Source organism: Amycolatopsis sp. cg9 (assembly GCF_041346945.1).
Classification (GTDB): domain Bacteria; phylum Actinomycetota; class Actinomycetes; order Mycobacteriales; family Pseudonocardiaceae; genus Amycolatopsis.
Window position 1 is genome coordinate 10,193,309 of sequence record NZ_CP166850.1, and the last position, 17,637, is coordinate 10,210,945.

At 74.9% G+C, this 17,637-nt stretch carries 2 protein-coding genes and 1 pseudogene; all 3 read right to left on the minus strand.

Annotation, left to right across the window (positions count from 1 at the left end):
- Nucleotides 1-112 precede the first annotated feature (112 nt).
- Nucleotides 113-3,367, minus strand: a pseudogene (locus AB5J73_RS46835) (type I polyketide synthase); the annotation flags it as partial.
- 71 nt (nt 3,368-3,438) lie between these two features.
- Complete coding sequence (locus tag AB5J73_RS46840; protein WP_370973558.1) at nt 3,439-12,621, minus strand: type I polyketide synthase; 9,183 nt, start codon at nt 12,619-12,621, stop codon at nt 3,439-3,441.
- Nucleotides 12,622-12,650: 29 nt separating this feature from the next.
- Complete coding sequence (locus AB5J73_RS46845) at nt 12,651-17,624, minus strand: SDR family NAD(P)-dependent oxidoreductase (RefSeq protein WP_370966481.1); 4,974 nt, start codon at nt 17,622-17,624, stop codon at nt 12,651-12,653.
- Between the last annotated feature and the right edge of the window lie 13 nt (nt 17,625-17,637).

The following is a 17,637-nucleotide window of genomic DNA, read 5'->3' on the forward strand; positions in this document are numbered from 1 at the left end:
CCGGGGTGGCCGAGGGGGTGGCGAGGCCAGACGGCACGCCATCCACGCCCGCCGCCGGCGTGGCCGGCGAGGTGGCGACACCCGACGCCACGCCACCCGCGCCCGCCGCCGGGGTGGCCGAGGGGGCGGCGAGGCCGAGCGGGTGCAGGGCCGCGTCCAGCAGGGCCGGGTGCAGGCCGAAGGCGGCCGCGTCGGGTTGGAACTCCTCGGGCAGCGTCACCTCGGCGAACGTGTCCTCGCCGCGGCGCCACACCGACTGCAGGCCGTGGAACGCCGCGCCGTAGGTGAAGCCGAGGGCGGCCAGACCGTCGTAGAGGCCGTCGGTCGGTACGCGCTCGGCGCCCGGCGGCGGCCACTCCGTAAGCTCCGCGGCCGGCGGGGCGCCGGTCGCGAGGAGGCCGCTCGCGTGCCGGGTCCAGGTGTCGGTGTCCTGGCCGGGGGTGGCGCCGTCGTCCGGGCGGGAGTGCAGGGTGAGTTCGCGGCGGCCGGCGCCGTCGGCCGGGCCGACGAACACCTGGATCGCGACACCGCCGCGGCCGGGCAGGACGAGCGGGGCTTCGAGGGTCAGCTCGTCGACGAGGTCGCAGCCCACCTGGTCGCCGGCGCGGACGGCCAGTTCCAGCAGCGCCGTGCCCGGGACGAGGACCGCGCCGCCGAGCGCGTGCCCGGCGAGCCACGGCTGAGTTTCGAGCGACAGCCGGCCGGTGAAGACGACGCCGTCGTGGCCCGCCAGGCTGACCGCGGCGCCGAGCAGCGGGTGGTCCAGACCGCCCATGCCGAGCGAGCCGGCGTCGCCGTGCACCACGCCGCCGCGCGGCCAGAAGCGTTCTCGCTGGAAGGCGTACCCGGGCAAGTCGACGCGGCGGCCGCCCGGGTAGAACTCAGCCCAGTCGACGTCGACACCGTGGACGTGAACAGTGCTCAACGCCGTGAGCAGCGCTCTCTCTTCAGAGCGGTCTCGTCGTAGAGCACTGATCGCGGTTCCGTCGACCATCGCACTGAGGACGCCGTCCGGGCCCAGCTCCAGGAAGATGCGCGCACCTTCGGCTTCGAGCGTGGCAACCCCGTCGGCAAAACGAACCGCCTCCCGCACGTGCCGCACCCAGTAGTCCGCCGTGAACGGCTCCGCGAGAGCACCGCTCACATTCGAGATCACCGGTATCGTCGCAGAGCGGTGATCCAGAGACTCCGCGACCGCGCGGAACTCCTCCAGCATCGGATCCATCAACGGCGAATGGAACGCATGGCTCACCTTGAGGCGCTTGGTCTTGGGGAACTGCGCGGCGATCGCCAGGACCGCGGTCTCGTCGCCGGAGATGACCACCGACTCCGGGCCGTTGACTGCAGCGATGGAGACGCCGTCGGTGAGGGTGATGGCCGACTCGGGGGCCGCGATCGAGACCATCGCCCCGCCCGTGGGGAGGGCTTGCATCAGGGAGGCGCGGGCGGCGACCAGGCGGCAGGCGTCCGCCAGGGACAAGACCCCGGCGACGTGCGCGGCGGAGATCTCGCCGATGGAGTGACCCGCTACGAAGTCTGGGCGGATGCCGAGAGACTCCACCAGGCGGAAGAGAGCTACCTCGACGGCGAACAGCGCCGGCTGGGTGAACTCCGTGCGGTCGAGCAGCTCTGCGTCGGTGAAGGCATCGCGGAGAGCCGGATCGAAGTGGGTGAGGACCTCGTCGAAGGCGGCGGCGTAGACCGGGAAGCGGGTGTAGAGCTCCTGGCCCATGCCGACCCGCTGCGCGCCCTGGCCGGCGAAGAGGACCGCGAGCAGCGCGTCCGGGTCCGCCGTTCCGGTGACGGCGTCCTCGATGTGCTCCAGACCGGCCCGCAGCTCCTCGCGATCCGCGCCGAGCACCACCGCGCGGCGGGCGAGGCCGGCGCGGGTGACCGCCAGGGAGTAGCCGCCGTCGACCGGGTCGGGGTCGGCCGCCAGCAAGCGCTCCGCCTGCTCGCGCAGTGCCGCGTCGCTCGCCCCGGAGATGACCCACGGGAGCAGGCCGGCGGCGGGGGCCGGGGGTTCGAGGGGCTCGGCCGCGGGCGCTTCCTCGACGATGACGTGCACGTTCGTGCCGCTCACGCCGAACGCGGACACCCCCGCGCGCCGCGGCGACTCGCCGGCCGGCCACGGACGTGCCTCGGTCAGCAGCTCCACCGCGCCCGCCGACCAGTCCACTTCGGACGAAGGGGCGTCGACGTGCAGCGTGCGGGGCAGCACCTCGTGCCGCAGCGCCATGACCATCTTGATGACGCCCGCGATGCCGGACGCCGACTGCGTGTGCCCGATGTTCGACTTCAGCGCGCCGAGCCACAGCGGGCGGTCCGCGGGGCGGTCCTGGCCGTAGGTGGCCAGCAGGGCCTGCGCCTCGATCGGGTCGCCCAGCGCGGTTCCGGTGCCGTGCGCTTCGACCGCGTCGACGTCCGAAGTGGACAGACCGGCGTTCGCGAGTGCCTGGCGGATGACCCGTTGCTGGGACGGGCCGTTCGGGGCGGTCAGCCCGTTGGACGCGCCGTCGGAGTTCACCGCGGAGCCGCGGATGACGCCGAGGATCCGGTGCCCGTTGCGGCGGGCGTCGGACAGCTTTTCGAGCAGGACCATGCCGACGCCTTCGCCCCAGCCGGTGCCGTCGGCGGCGTCGGCGAAGGACTTGCAGCGGCCGTCCGAGGCCAATCCTCGCTGGCGGCTGAACTCGGCGAACGCCAGCGGGCTCACCATCACGGTGACGCCGCCCGCCAGCGCGAGCCCACACTCGTCCTGCCGCAGCGCCTGGCACGCCCAGTGCAAGGCGACCAGCGACGACGAACAGGCAGTGTCCACAGTGACCGATGGGCCTTCCAGCCCGAAGGTGTAGGACAGCCGCCCGGACATGACACTCGGCGCTTCACCGGTCAGCAGGTAGCCCTCGGAACCGGCGGCCGCCTGCAGCGTGCTGCTGTAGCCGGACGCGTTGGCGCCGATGAAGACGCCGGTCCGGCTGCCGCGCAACGAAAACGGGTCGAGCCGGCCCCGCTCCAGGAGTTCCCAGGACGTCTCCAGCAGCAGGCGCTGCTGGGGGTCCATGGCCAGCGCCTCGCGCGGGGAGATGCCGAACAGGCCGGGGTCGAACCGGGCCGCGTCGGGGACGAACCCGCCTTCGACCGCGCGGGCGCCCTCGTCGCCGTACATGCGCTCGACGTCCCAGCCGCGGTCCTCCGGGAAGCCCGACATCGCGTCGGTGCCGGTCGCGACGAGGTCCCACAGGTCATCGGGCGTGGCGACCCCGCCCGGGTACCGGCAGGCCAGGGAGATGATGGCGATCGGCTCCTGCTCGGCCGCCTCCGCCGCCTGCAGCCGCTGCCTGGTCTGGTGCAGGTCGGCCGTCACGCGCTTGAGGTACTCGAGGAGCTTGTCCTGCTCTGACATCGCCAACCTCATCCGTTCGTCCAGTCAGGGCGTCAGTGCGCCGGCGGCGGGGAAATTCCGAGTTCGTTGTCGATGAAGGCGAAGACCTCGTCGGCCGACGCGTCGGCCAGCTGCGCCTTCTGCGGCGCGGGTTCCGCGCTCCAGCGGTTCAGCAGGGACTTCAGCCGCATCTCGACGCGCAGCCGGAGGTTCTCGTCGGTTTCGAGGTCCCCCAGCGACGCCTCCAGCTGGTCCAGCGCGCCGAACGCCGACTCGCCGGGCGTGCCGCCGGGGGCGATCTCGGCCGCCAGGAAGCGGGCCAGCGCCACGGGGGTCGGGTGGTCGAAGACGGCGGTGGCCGCCAGCCGCAGGCCGGTGACCTCCCGCAGCCGGTTGCGCACCTCGACCGCGGTCACCGAGTCGAACCCCAGGTCGCGGAACGGCCGGGTGCTGCCGATGGCGTCGGCGCCGCGGTGGCCGAGGACGACCGCGGCCTCGGTGCGGACCAGGTCGAGCACGGCCCGGTCGCGTTCGGCCGCCGGCAGCCCGGCCAGCCGCTCGCGCCAGCCGGCCGCGGCGCCTTCGTCGTAGCGGGCCTGCTCGGCTTCCAGGCGGTCCAGGACCTGCCGGACCGCGGGCAGGTCCTCGATCAGGGGGCGGCGCCGCGACGCCGTGAAGGCCGGCACGAACCGCTCCCAGTCGACGTCGGCCACGGCGAGGAAGGTCTCGTCGCGGTCGAGCGCGCCCTGCATGGCCGCCACCGCGCGCTCGGGCGCCATCGGCCGCAGGCCGCGGCGGCGCAGCTGCTGCTCGCCTTCGTCCTGCGCCATGCCGCCGCCGGCCCACAGGCCCCAGGCCACCGAAGTCGCCTTGACGCCGCGGGCGCGGCGCTGTTCGGCGAGCGCGTCCAGGTAGGCGTTCGCGGCGGCGTAGGCACCCTGGCCCGCGCTGCCCCAGACGCCGGAGTTGGAGGAGAACAGCACGAACGCTTCGAGGTCGTCGCCGAGCAGCTCGTCGAGGTGCGCGGCGCCCGCGACCTTGGCCGCGAGGACGTCTTCGAACTCGTGCAGCCCGGTTTCGGCCAGCGTGCTCGACTGCGGCAGCCCGGCGGCGTGCACGACGGCCGTCGGCGCGTGCTCCAGCCCGGCCAGCAGCTCCTCGACGGCCTTCCGCTCGGCGACGTCGCAGGCGGCGATGGTCACCGCGCAGCCGAGTCCCCGCAGTTCTTCGGCCAGCTCGGTGGCGCCGGGCGCGGCTTCGCCCCGGCGGCTGGTGAGCACGAGGTGCTCGGCGCCGGACCGGCCCAGCCAGCGGGCGACGTGCGCGCCCAGCGAACCGGTGCCGCCGGTGACGAGCACGGTGCCGCGCGGCCGCCACGGCTCCCCGGCGGGCGCGGGCCGGGCGGGCCGCAGCCGGCGGGCGAGGATGCCCGGCGTGCGGATCGCGAGCTGGTCTTCCCCGCCGGGCTCGGCCAGCACGCCGGCCAGCCGGTCGGCGGTGCGGTCGTCCACAGTGGCCGGCAGGTCGACCAGGCCGCCCCAAAGTCCGGGGTACTCCAGGCCGATCACCCGGCCGAGGCCCCACAGCTGCGCGGGGACGCTCGACGCCGGGGCGTCACCGGCGCCGGTCGCCACCGCACCGCGCGTGATGATCCACAGTGGAGCGTCGATCCCGGCTTCGGCCAGCGCCGGAGCCAACGCGGCCGTGGCGGCGACCCCGGACGCGATCAGCGGATGACCGGGCACCGGCGTTTCGTCCGAGCCCAGCAACGAAATCACACCGGCGTACTCGCCCGGCGGAAGGTCGTCCGCCGTGGCGGTGACGACCTCGGCGCCACGGGTGGCGAGCGCGTCGAGCACCGAGGCTGCGAAGACTCCAGCGGGCGCGAGGGCCAGCCAGCGCCCGGAAAGCAGCGGCAGGCCCGGTTCGGCGACCGGCGCCCAGCCCACCTCCAGGCACCACGAGTCCACAGTGGATTCTTCGGTGCGGCGGGTGCGCCAGCGCGACAACGCGGGCAGCACAGCGTCCAAAGCCGTGCGGTCGACGCCGAGCACACCGGCCAGGTCGTCGGTTTCCTCGAGCGCCGTCCAGAGCCCGTCGTCGGCCGGGGCCGCCGGGGCCGGGTCGAGCCAATACCGCTGGTGGTCGAAGGCGTACGTCGGCAGCGGGACCAGCCGGGCGCCGTCGCCGAACGCCGGCGTCCAGTCGACGTCGACGCCGTGCACCCACGCCTCCGCGAACGACGTGTACAGGCGGTCGAGGCCGCCTTCACCGCGACGCAATGTACCCGTGACGACGGCTTCGTCCACAGTGTCCTGGACGCTCATCGTGAGCACCGGGTGCGAGCTGCATTCGATGAAGGTGCCGTAGCCGTCTTCGGCCAGCAGCCGGGTGGTCGTGTCGAACAGCACCGGGTTGCGCAGGTTGGTGTACCAGTAGCCGCCGTCGAGGCCGGCCGTGTCGAGGGGGCCGGCGGTCACCGTGGAGTAGAAGGCGATGTCGGACGAGCGCGGCGAAACCGGCGCGAGCAGCTCGCGCAGCTCGGCTTCGATCTCTTCGACCTGGGCCGAGTGCGAGGCGTAGTCGACCGGGATCCGCTTGGCGCGCACGCCGTCGGCTTCGCAGGAGCGGATCAGCTCGTCGAGGGCGTCCGGCGCGCCGGAGACCACCACCGCGGCCGGGCCGTTCACCGCCGCGACCGACAGCCCCTCGGTCAGGCGAGCTTCGACGGTCTCGCGGGAGGCGGCCACCGAGACCATGCCCCCGCGCCCGGCCAGTGCCAGGATCGCCTTGCTGCGCAACGCGACCACGCGGGCGGCGTCCGCCAAAGACAGCGCACCGGCGACCGCGGCCGCGGCGATCTCGCCTTGGGAGTGGCCGATGACGGCGTCGGGCCGGACCCCGTGGGCGCGCCAGGCTTCGGCCAGCGAAACCATCACGGCGAACAGCGCGGGCTGCACGACGTCGACCCGCTGCAGCAGGGCTTCGTCACCGAGGGCGTCGGGCAGCGACCAGTCGACGAACGGCGCCAGCGCGCGTTCGCAGTCCCGCATGCGGGCCGCGAACGCCGGCGACGTGTCCATCAGGTCCAAAGCCATCCCCACCCACTGCGAGCCCTGCCCGGGAAAGACGAAGGCGACCTTGCCCCCGTGGCGGGCGCTGCCCCGCACCAGGCCGGGAACGGCCCGGCCGTGGGCGAGCGCGCCCAGGGCGTCGTGGCCGCTGCGCTCATCGGCGGCCACGAGCACCGCCCGTTGTTCGAACGTAGACCGGGAATTCGCGAGGGAGTACCCCACATCTGCGGCCCGGACCCCCTGTGCGGCCCCTACGCGCGCCCGCAGGCGGCGAGCCTGCCCGGCCAGGGAACCGGGGGTCTTCGCGGACAGCACCCAGGGCACCGGGCCGGTCGCGGCGGGCCCGGACGGCTCCGCCGCGACCGGCTCCGGTGCGGCTTCGAGGACCGCGTGGGCGTTGGTGCCGCTCATCCCGAACGACGACACCGCGGCCCGGCGCGGGCGGCCGGTCTCCGGCCACGGCAGGTTTTCGCCGAGCAGCCGGACGTTGCCCGCCGTCCAATCCACATGGGACGACGGCGTGCCGGCGTGCAGCGTGGCGGGCAGCACGCCGTGGCGCAGGGACAGGACCATCTTGATGATCCCGGCGACACCGGAGGCGGCCTGGCTGTGGCCGATGTTCGACTTCACCGAGCCGAGCCACAGGGGGTGCTCGCGGTCCCGGCCGTAGGTGGCCAGGAGGGCCTGCGCCTCGATCGGGTCGCCGAGGGTGGTGCCGGTGCCGTGGGCCTCGACGGCGTCGACGTCGTCGAAGGTCAGCCGGGCGTTGGCCACGGCCTGGCGGATGACCTGCTGCTGGGCGGGGCCGTTGGGGGCGGTGAGGCCGTTGGAGGCACCGTCCTGGTTGACCGCCGAGCCGCGGATCACGGCGAGGACCTCGTGGCCGTTGCGCTGGGCGTCGGCGAGCCGTTCGACCAGCACGACGCCGACACCCTCGGCCATGCCCATGCCGTCGGCGTCGTCGGAGAAGGCCTTGCAGCGGCCGTCGGACGCGAGCGCGCGCTGGCGGCTGAAGGCGACGAACGACGCCGGGGTCGACATCAGCGCCACCCCGCCGGCCAGCGCCATCGTGCATTCGCCGTTGCGCAGCGACTGGCAGGCCAGGTGCAGCGCGACCAGCGACGACGAGCACGCCGTGTCGACGGTGACCGCCGGGCCGGTGAGCCCGAAGGTGTAGGAGATCCGGCCCGAGACGACGCTGGCCGCGCCGCCGGTGAGCAGGTGGCCCGCCGAGCTGTCCGGCTGGGCGAGCCCGATGCCGTAGTCGGCGTAGTTGGTGCCGACGAACACGCCGGTGGCGCTCCCCCGCAGGCTCTCCGGGTCGACGCCGGCGCGTTCCATCGCTTCCCAGGTCGTCTCCAGCAGGAGCCGCTGCTGGGGGTCCATGGTGAGCGCTTCGCGCGGGGAGATGCCGAAGAAGCCCGGGTCGAAGTCGCCCGCGTCGTGCAGGAAGCCGCCGTGGCGGGTGTAGCTGGTGCCCTCGTGGTCGGGGTCGGGGTCGAACAGCGCGCCGGTGTCCCAGCCGCGGTTGGCCGGGAACCCGGTGATGGCGTCGCCGCCCGCCGTGATCAGCTCCCAGAGGTCCTCGGGGCTGGTGATGCCGCCGGGGTAGCGGCAGCTCATCGCGACGATCGCGATCGGCTGGTCGTCGGCGACCGCGACGACGGTCTCGGTGACCGCGGTCGTGGCGCCGAAGAGGCCGTCGAGCAGGAACGCGGTGATCCGCTCGGCCGTCGGGTGGTCGAAGGCGAGGGTGGCGGGCAGGCTTTGGCCGGTCTCGGCGGCCAGGCGGTTGCGCAGCTCGACCGCGGTGAGCGAGTCGAAGCCGAGTTCCCGCAGGGCCACGCCGGGGGCGACGGCGTCCGGGCCGTCGTGGCCGAGCACCGCGGCCGCGGTGGCGCGGACCAGCTCCAGGACCGTCCGGGTGCGGTCGGCCGGGGACTGTCCGGCCAGGCGTTCGCGCAGGCCACCGGTGGCGGCCGGGGCCGGGGTTCCGGTGGTCAGCGCACGGCGCACCTCCGGCAGCTCGTCCAGCAGGGGGCGGGGCCGCAGGGCGGTGAACACCGGCGCGAAGCGCGTCCAGTCGACGTCGGCGAGCGCGAGGAACGTCTCGTCGTCGGCCAGCACCTGGCGCAGCCCGGCGAAGGCGAGGTCGGGGTCGAGGAACGGCAGGCCCTGGCGCAGCAGCCGGCTCGCGTCGAAGTCCTGGTTCTCCTTGGCGGTGTCCCAGGGGTTGACGGCGTTCCAGACGCCCCAGGCCAGCGAAGTGGCCCGGAGGCCGCGGGCGCGGCGGCGCTCGGCGAGGGCGTCGAGGTGGGCGTTGGCTGCGGCGTAGGCGGCGTGGTCGCCGCTGCCCCAGACGCCGGCGATCGAGGAGAACAGCACGAACGCGTCGAGGTCGCGGTCGAAGACGGCGTCGAGGTTCTCGGCACCGAGGACCTTCGCACGCGCGACGGCGGCGAACTCGGCGACATCGGTGGCGTCGATCGAGGCCAGCTCGATGAGCGCGGCGGCGTGGATCACCGCGCGGATGTCGTAGCGGTCGGCGAGGGCCTGGACGTCGGCCCGGTCGGCGACGTCGCAGGCGGCGAAGGTGACGGGGATGTCCAGCGCGGCGGTCAGCTCGGCCGCACCGGGCGCCTGGTCGCCGCGGCGGCTGGCCAGGACGACGTGCTCGGCGCCGGCGCTCTCCAGCCAGCGGGCGATCCGCGGGCCGAGGGCGCCGGTGCCGCCGGTGACGAGCACGGTGCCGCGCAGCGACCACGTGCTGGGCGCGGTCTTCGGCGCGGCCGCGCGGACCAGGCGGCGGCTGAGGACCCCCGAGGACCGGACGGCGAACTGGTCTTCGTCGCCGCCGGTGGCGAGGATCGCGGCGAGTCGGGCGGCGCCGCGCTCGTCGAGGTCGGCGGGCAGGTCGACCAGACCGCCCCAGCGGCCCGGGTGTTCGAGGCCGATGACGCGGCCGAGGCCCCAGATCTGGGCCTGCGCGGGAGACGGCGAGTCCGTGGCGGCGGCGCCCGCGGTCAGCAGCCACAGCGGCGCGGTGATCTCCGCGTCGCCGAGGGCCTGGGCGAGCAGCAGCGTGCCCGCGACGCCGGACGGCAGCTCGGGGAATTCCGGGTGCGGCCGTTCGTCGAAGCCCAGCAGGGAAACCACGCCCGCCGGGTCCGGTTCGGCTTCGCGCAGGCGCGCGGCCAGGCTCTCGCGGTCGCCGGTCACCTCGACCGGCACGATCTCGGCGCCGAGTCCGTCCACGATGGACGTGTCCTGGCCCGGCGCGACCACGGCGAGCCAGCGGCCGGAAAGCGTCCCCGCGGGCTCCGGCGCGGGGCGCCAGCGGACGTCGTACCGCCAGGAGTCCACAGTGGACTTGTCGTGGGCGGCGCGGCGCCACTCGCTCAGCGCGGGCAGCAGTTCGCTCAGCGGGATCTCGGTGTCGACGCCGAGGGTGTCGGCGAGGGCCTGGAGGTCGCGGCTGTCGACGACCTCCCAGAACCCGGAGTCCTCCGTGGCGGCCACGACGGGCGTGCCGGGCTTCAGCCAGTAGTGCCGGTGCTGGAAGGCGTAGGTGGGCAGGTCGACGCGGGCCGCGCCGGCGAAGTACGGCGTCCAGTCGACCTTGACGCCGCGTACGTGCGCTTCGGCGACCGAAAGCGTGAAGCGGGCCAGGCCGCCTTCGCCACGCCGCAAGGAGCCGAGCGCGACGACGTCGTCCCCGATCGCCATGGTCAGCACCGGGTGCGGCGACGCCTCCACGAACGTCCCGAACCCCTCGCGCTTGAGCTGCTCGACCGCGATGTCCAGCCGGACGGTGCCGCGCAGGTTGGTGTACCAGTACTCGGCGTCGAGGGCGGTGCCGTCGATCCACTCGCCGGTCACGGTGGAGAAGAACGCCGTCTCCCCCGGCTGCGGGGTGATCGGGCGCAGGACGTCCAGGAGTTCGCCGCGCAGCTGCTCCACCTGGACGGAGTGGGACGCGTAGTCCACCGGGATCCGGCGCGTGCGCACATCTTCGCAGGCGGCCATGAACTCTTCCAGGGCCTGCGGTTCACCGGAGACGACGGTCGCGGCGGGGCCGTTCACCGCGGCGATCGAGATGCGCTCACCCCAAGGCTGAGCGAGTTCCTCGGTCCGCTCACGCGAGGCGGCCACGGACACCATCCCGCCCGCGCCCGCCAGCGCGAGGATCGCCTTGCTGCGCAACGCCACCACCCGCGCACCGTCCTCGAGCGACAGCGCGCCGGACACCACGGCCGCGGCGATCTCCCCTTGCGAGTGGCCGATCACGGCGTCCGGGCGGACGCCGTGGGCCGCCCACAGCGCGGCGAGGGACACCATCACCGCGAACAGCGCGGGCTGCACGACGTCGACGCGGTCCAGGTCGATTTCGCCGTCCAGCAGGGAGAAGCCGGTGTGCGGTTCGAGGGCTCGCGCGCACTCCGTGAACCGGGCGGCGAAGACCTCGGAAGTGGCGAGGAGTTCCGTCGCCATCCCGGCCCACTGGGCGCCCTGGCCCGGGAAGACCATCGCGACCTTGCCGGCGCTCCCGGCCGTACCCGTGACGACGTTCGGGGCCGGGGCGCCGTCGGCCAGCGCGCGAACCCCGGCGAGCAGGCGCTCCCGGTCCTCGCCGACCACGACGGCCCGGTGCGCGAACGCGGAGCGGGCCGTCGCCAGCGAGAACGCGACTCCGGCGGGGTCGGCGTCTACAGTGGACAGCCGGGCCGCCTGCTCCCGCAGCGCCTCGGCCGACTTGGCCGACAGCACCCACGGCAGCACCCCGGCGGCGGGCTCCGCGGCCGGGGGCTCGTCGGCGGACTCCTCCAGGATGATGTGCGCGTTGGTGCCCGAAATCCCGAACGACGACACCGCGCCCCGGCGCGGCCGGTCGGCGGTCCAGTCCCGGCCTTCCTGGAGCAGCTCGACCGCACCCTCGGTCCAGTCGATCTTCGTCGACGGCGTCCCGGCGTGCAGGGTCGGCGGCATCCGGTGGTTGCGCAGCGCCATGACGAGCTTGATGATGCCGCTGACACCGGCCGCGGCCTGCGTGTGGCCGATGTTGGACTTGACCGAACCGAGCCACAGCGGAGCCGGGCGGTCCTGGCCGTAGGTGGCCAGCAGGGCCTGCGCCTCGATCGGGTCGCCCAGCGCCGTGCCGGTGCCGTGCGCCTCCACCAGGTCGACGTCCACAGTGGACAACCGGGCGTCGGCGAGCGCGTCCCGGATCACGCGCTGCTGGGACGGGCCGTTCGGGGCGGACAGGCCGCTGCTGGCGCCGTCCTGGTTCACCGCCGAGCCGCGGACGACGGCCAGCACCGGGTGGCCGTGGCGGCGCGCGTCGGAGAGCCGCTCGACCAGCAGCATGCCGGCGCCCTCGCCCCAGCCGGTGCCGTCGGCGCCCTCGGCGAACGCCTTGCAGCGCCCGTTGCCGGACAGGCCGCCCTGGCGCTGCATCTCGGTGAACATGCCGGGGTTGACCATCACCGCGGCGCCGCCGGCGAGCGCGAAGTCGGATTCCCCGCGCCGCAGCGACTGCACGGCCAGGTGCAGCGCGACCAGCGACGACGAACAGGCCGTGTCGACGGTGACGGACGGGCCTTCGAGGCCGAGGGTGTAGGAGATCCGGCCGGACAGGACGCTGGTCGCGGTGCCGGTCATCAGGTGCCCCGCGACCGCTTCGGCGTCCTCCCCCGCCCCGGTGGCGTACCCCTGGTGCGCGGCGCCGACGAACACCGCGGACCGGCTGCCGCGCAAGGTCTCCGGCACGATCCCGGCGCGTTCCAGTGCCTCCCACGACGTCTCCAGCAGCAGGCGCTGCTGCGGGTCCATCGCGAGGGCTTCCCGCGGGGAGATGCCGAAGAAGCCGGCGTCGAACAGGCCCGCGTCGTGCACGAACCCGCCCTCGGCGGCGAAACCGGCGTCGTGGGCGTCGGGCCAGCCGCGATCGGCGGGGAACCCGGACATCGCGTCGCGGCCGCTGTCCACCAGCTGCCACAGGTCCTCGGGCGAGCGGACGCCGCCCGGGAACCGGCAGGCCATCCCGACGATCGCGATCGGCTCGAAGCCGGCGTCCTCCACCTCCTGGATGCGCTTGCGGGCGCGCCGGAGGTCCGCGGTCACCTTCTTCAGGTACTCCCGGAGCTTCGCGTCGTTGTCCATCAGGCCCCATCCCGTCGGTGCGTGGCGTCCATTCAGGACAGCCCGAGCTCGTTGTCGATCAGGTCGAAGATCTCGTCGTCGGTGGCGGTGTCGAGCCCGTCGCCGGCCTCCTCCTCCGCCTGCGTGGCGCGGCGCCGGGCCAGCAGCGTCTCCAGGCGCGCGGTGATCCGCCTGCTGTCGCCGGCGCCTTCGAGCACGCGCTCGAGCCGGTCCAGCTCGGCCAGGACCGCCGTGTCCGCGTCCGCGTCCGCCGCTTCGGGCGCGAGCCCGGCCAGCAGGTGCGCCGCCAGGTCGGCGGGCGACGGGTGGTCGAAGATCAGCGTGGCCGGCAGCCGCAGCCCGGTCTCGGCGGTGAGCCGGTTGCGCAGTTCCACCGCGGTCAGCGAGTCGAAGCCGAGGTCCAGGAAGCCGCGGCTGCCGTCGACTTCGGCCGTCGAGCCGTGGCCCAGCACGGTGGCGACGTGCCCGCGCACGACGTCGAGCAGGAACTCGCCGCGCTCGGCCGCGGGCACCGCACCGAGCCGCTGGGCGAACGGCGGACCGGCGGGATCGCCGTCCGACACCGCTTCGGCGGTCCGGCGGGCCGGGGCCCGCACCAGCGCCGCGAACAGCGGCGGCAAGCCGGCCTGCGCGCCGAGCGCGGCCGTGTCGAGCTGCAGCGGCAGCAGTACCGGCTCCGGCCGCGCGGCGGCGACGTCGAACAGGTCGAGGCCGCTTTCCGCGGTGAACGGGACGAACGCGGACCGCTCCAGCTTCGCGCGGTCGGCGTCGCCCAGCCCGCCGAGCATGCCGTCGGTGGCCCAGGGACCCCACGCCAGCGAACCGGCGGGCAGGCCCCGCGCCGAGCGGTACTGCGCGAGCGCGTCGAGGAACGCGTTGGCCGCGGCGTAGTTGCCCTGGCCCGGGCTGCCCAGCGTGGCCGCCGCCGAGGAGAACAGCACGAACGCCGCCAGGCCGAGGTCCCGCGTGAGCTCGTGCAGGTTCAGCGCGGCGTCCACCTTGGGCCGCAGCACCGCGTTCAGCCGCTCGGGGGTCAGCGACGCGACGACGCCGTCGTCGAGGACGCCGGCCGCGTGCACCACCCCGGTGAGCGGCCGCTCCGGCGGGATCGCGCCGAGCACCGCGGCCAGCTCGCGCCGGTCGGCGGCGTCGCCCGCGACGATCCGGACGTTCGCGCCCAGTTCCCGCAGGTCGGCGGCGAGTTCGGCGGCGCCGGGCGCGTCCGGCCCGCGCCGGCTCAGCAGCAGCAGGTCGCGGACGCCGTGCCCGGTGACCAGCCGCCGGGCGAGCAGGCCACCCAGCGCGCCGGTGCCGCCGGTGATCAGCACCGTGCCGGGGCCGAAGCACGACGGCATGGTGAGTACGACCTTGCCGACGTGCTTGGCCTGGCTGACGAACCGGAACGCCTCGGGCGCGCGCCGCACGTCCCAGGTCCGCACCGGCAGCGGGGTCAGCGCGCCGGCTTCGAACAGCGCGATGACTTCGGTGAACAGCTCGCGGATGCGGTCCGGCCCGGCTTCGACGAGGTCGAACGCCTGGTAGGCCACGCCCGGGTGGGCGGCGGCGACGTCGCCCGCGTCGCGGACGTCGGCCTTGCCCATCTCCAGGAACCGCCCGCCGCGCGGCATCAGCGCGAAGGAGGCGTCGACGAACTCCTGGGTCAGCGCGTTGAGGACGACGTCGACGCCCCGGCCGCCGCTGGCCTCGCGGAACAGCTCCGCGAACCCGGTCGTGCGCGACGACGCCAGGTGCGCGTCGTCGAGCCCGGACGCGCGCAGGACGTCCCACTTGCCGGGGCTCGCGGTGGCGAAGACCTCGGCGCCGAGGTGGCGGGCCAGCTGGATGGCGGCCATGCCGACGCCGCCGGCGCCCGCGTGGATCAGCACGGACTCCCCCGCCCGCAGCCCGGCGAGGTCGACGAGCCCGTAGTACGCGGTCAGGAAGACGATGGGGACCGACGCCGCTTCGCTGAACGACCAGCCCTCGGGCATCTTCGCCAGCATCCGCTGGTCCGCGACCGACCGCGGGCCGAACGAACCGGGGAAGAAACCCATCACCTTGTCGCCGGGCTTCAGGCCCCCGACGCCTTCGCCGCATTCGAGCACGACGCCGGCGCCTTCGATGCCCATGATCGGCTCGCCCGGGTACATGCCGAGACCGATGAGGACGTCGCGGAAGTTCATGCCGGCGGCGCGGATGGCCACCCGGACGTGACCCGGTTCGAGCGTCTCGGGCAGCGGGTTCGGGATCAGCGCGAGGTTTTCGAGCGTGCCGGGGCCGGTGGTGTCGAGCCGCCAGTTGCCTTCGGCGGGCACGCGCAGCAGGTCGCCGGAGCCGGCGCGCACCAGCCGCGCGGCCAGCGCCCGGCCGTCGCGCAGGGCGAGCTGCGGTTCCCCGGAGGCGACCGCGCCCAGCAACGCCGCCGAGCGCGGGTCTTCGTCGTCGAGGTCGACCAGCACGAGCCGGCCGGGGTTCTCGAACTGAGCCGACCGCAGCAGGCCCCACACGGGCGCGGCGGTGAGGTCGGGCACGCGGTCGCCGTCGACCGCGCCGACCGCGCCGCGGGTGACCAGCACCAGCCGCGCGGTGCTGAACCGTTCGTCGGCCAGCCAGGCGCGGACCAGGTCCAGCGCGAAACCGGCCCGGTCCTTCGGCTGCGGCGAGTGCCGGATCGCGGAGAACACGAACTGCGGTTCCTCGCCGGTTTCCGCCGTGCTGCGGCCGAGGTCCGCGAGGTCCACATAGGACTCAACGGTGCCCGCCGAGCCGAGCCCGGCGACCAGGCCGAGCGGGTCCGGGCCGATGACGGCGTACCGGCCGCCGGCCGCTTCGGGCACCGGGATCGGCGTCCACTCGACGTGGAACAGGGCGTCGCCGCCGTCCGGGCCGCGCAGCTGCTCGGCCGAAACCGGGCGCAGCACCAGTGCGGCCACCGACGCGACCGGCGCCCCGGTGGCGTCGGCGACGTCGACCGCGACCGCGTCCCCGGCACCCGGGCGCAGCCGGACCCGCAGCGCGGCGGCGCCGGTGGCGTGCAGGGTGACCCCGGTCCACGCGAAGGGCAGCCGTGGCCCGGTTTCGCCGTCGCGGAGCCCGAGAGCGTGCAAGGCGGCGTCGAGCAGCGCCGGGTGCAGGCCGAACGCGCCCGCCTGCTGCGGCTCCGGCAGGGCGACCTCGGCGTAGATCTCTTCGCCGGCCCGCCAAGCCGCGCGCAGGCCGCGGAACGCCGGGCCGTAGCCGAAGCCGGACGCCGCGAGCGTGTCGTAGAAGCCGGTCACGTCAACGGGTTCCGCGCCGGCGGGCGGCCACTCGGCCAGCGCCGCGGGGTCCGCCGCGGCCGCCGGCGCCAGCACCCCGGCGGCGTGCGCGGTCCACTCGTCCCGGCCCTCCGGGCGGGAGTGGATGGTCAGCTCGCGGCGGCCGTCGGCGTCGGGGCCGCCCACCGCGACCTGGATCGCGACGGCGTCCTGCTCGCGCAGCACGAGCGGGGCGGCGAGGGTCAGCTCTTCGAGCGCCGGGCAGCCGGCCTGGTCGCCCGCCCGCACCGCGAGCTCGACGAACGCGGTGCCGGGCAGCAGCACCGTGCCGAGGACGGCGTGATCGGCCAGCCACGGCTGCGCGGCCAGGGACAGCCGTCCGGTGAGGACGACGCCGTCGCCGCCGGCCAGCGGCAGGGTCGCCGCCAGCAGCGGGTGGGCTGCGTCGGTCAGCCCGGCCGCGCCCACGTCCCCCGCCGCCGTGGCGGAGACTTCCGGCCAGAAACGCCGGTGCTGGAAGGCGTACGTCGGCAGCGGGACGCGGCGGGCGCCGGCGACCGCGGCCGAGAGGTCGGCCGGAACGCCGCGGACCCACAGCCCGGCGAGCGCGGTGGCGTACGTGCGTTCCTCCGGCCGGTCGCGGCGCAGCAGCGGCACCGCCACGACGTCTTCGCCGAGGCAGTCCGCGGCCATGGCGCTGAGCACGGCGTCCGGGCCCGCTTCGAGGAACGTCCGGACGCCCTGGCCGGCCAGGGTCGCGACGGCGTCGGCGAACCGCACCGACGCCCGGACCTGGCGCACCCAGTAGTCCGGAGTGGACAGTTCGGGACCGGCGAGCTCGCCGGTCACCGTGGACACCACGGTCCGCTCGGCCGGGTGGTAGGTCAGCCGGTTCGCGACCGCGGCGAAGTCGTCGAGCATCGCGTCCATCCGCGGGGAGTGGAACGCGTGGCTCACCTTGAGCCGCTTGGTCCGCACCCCGGCGGCCGCGAACCCGGCGGCCAGCTCCAGCACGACGTCCTCGTCGCCGGAGACGACGACCGAGCCCGGCCCGTTGACGGCCGCGATGCCCGCCCGGCCGCCGGTCTTGGCCACCTCCGCGGCCACGGCGTCTTCGCCGGCCCGCAGCGAAACCATCGCCCCGCCGTCCGGCAGCGCGTCCATCAGGCGGCCGCGGGCGGCGACCAGCTCGGCGGCGTCGGCCAGCGACAGGACCCCGGCGACGTGCGCGGCGACCAGCTCGCCGATCGAATGGCCGGCGAGGTAGTCCGCGCGCACGCCCCAGCTTTCGGCGAGCCGGTGCAGCGCCAGCTCGACGGCGAACAGCGCGGTCTGGGTGTAGGCGGTCCGGTCCAGCAGCGCGGCCTGTTCGGTGCCGGGCTCGGCGAAGACGAGGTCCCGGATCGAGTGCTCCAGGTGCGGGTCGAGGTGCGCGCAGGCCTCGTCGAAGGCGTCCGCGTAGCCGCTGAACCGGGCGTAGAGCTCCCGGCCCATGCCGGCGCGCTGCGCACCTTGCCCGGTGAACAGCACCGCGAGCGGACCGGTGGCCGCCTCCCCCGAGATCACCTCGGGCGCCGGCGTGCCCCCGGCGAGCGCGGCGAGCCCGGCTCGGAAGTCCGCGGCCGTGGTGCCGAGCACGACGGCCCGGTGGTCCAGCGCGGCGCGGCCGGTGGCCAGGGAGAACCCGATGTCGGCCGGCGTTCCGTCCACTTCGGACAGCCGCGCGGCCTGTGCGCGCAGTGCGGCCACCGAACGACCGGAG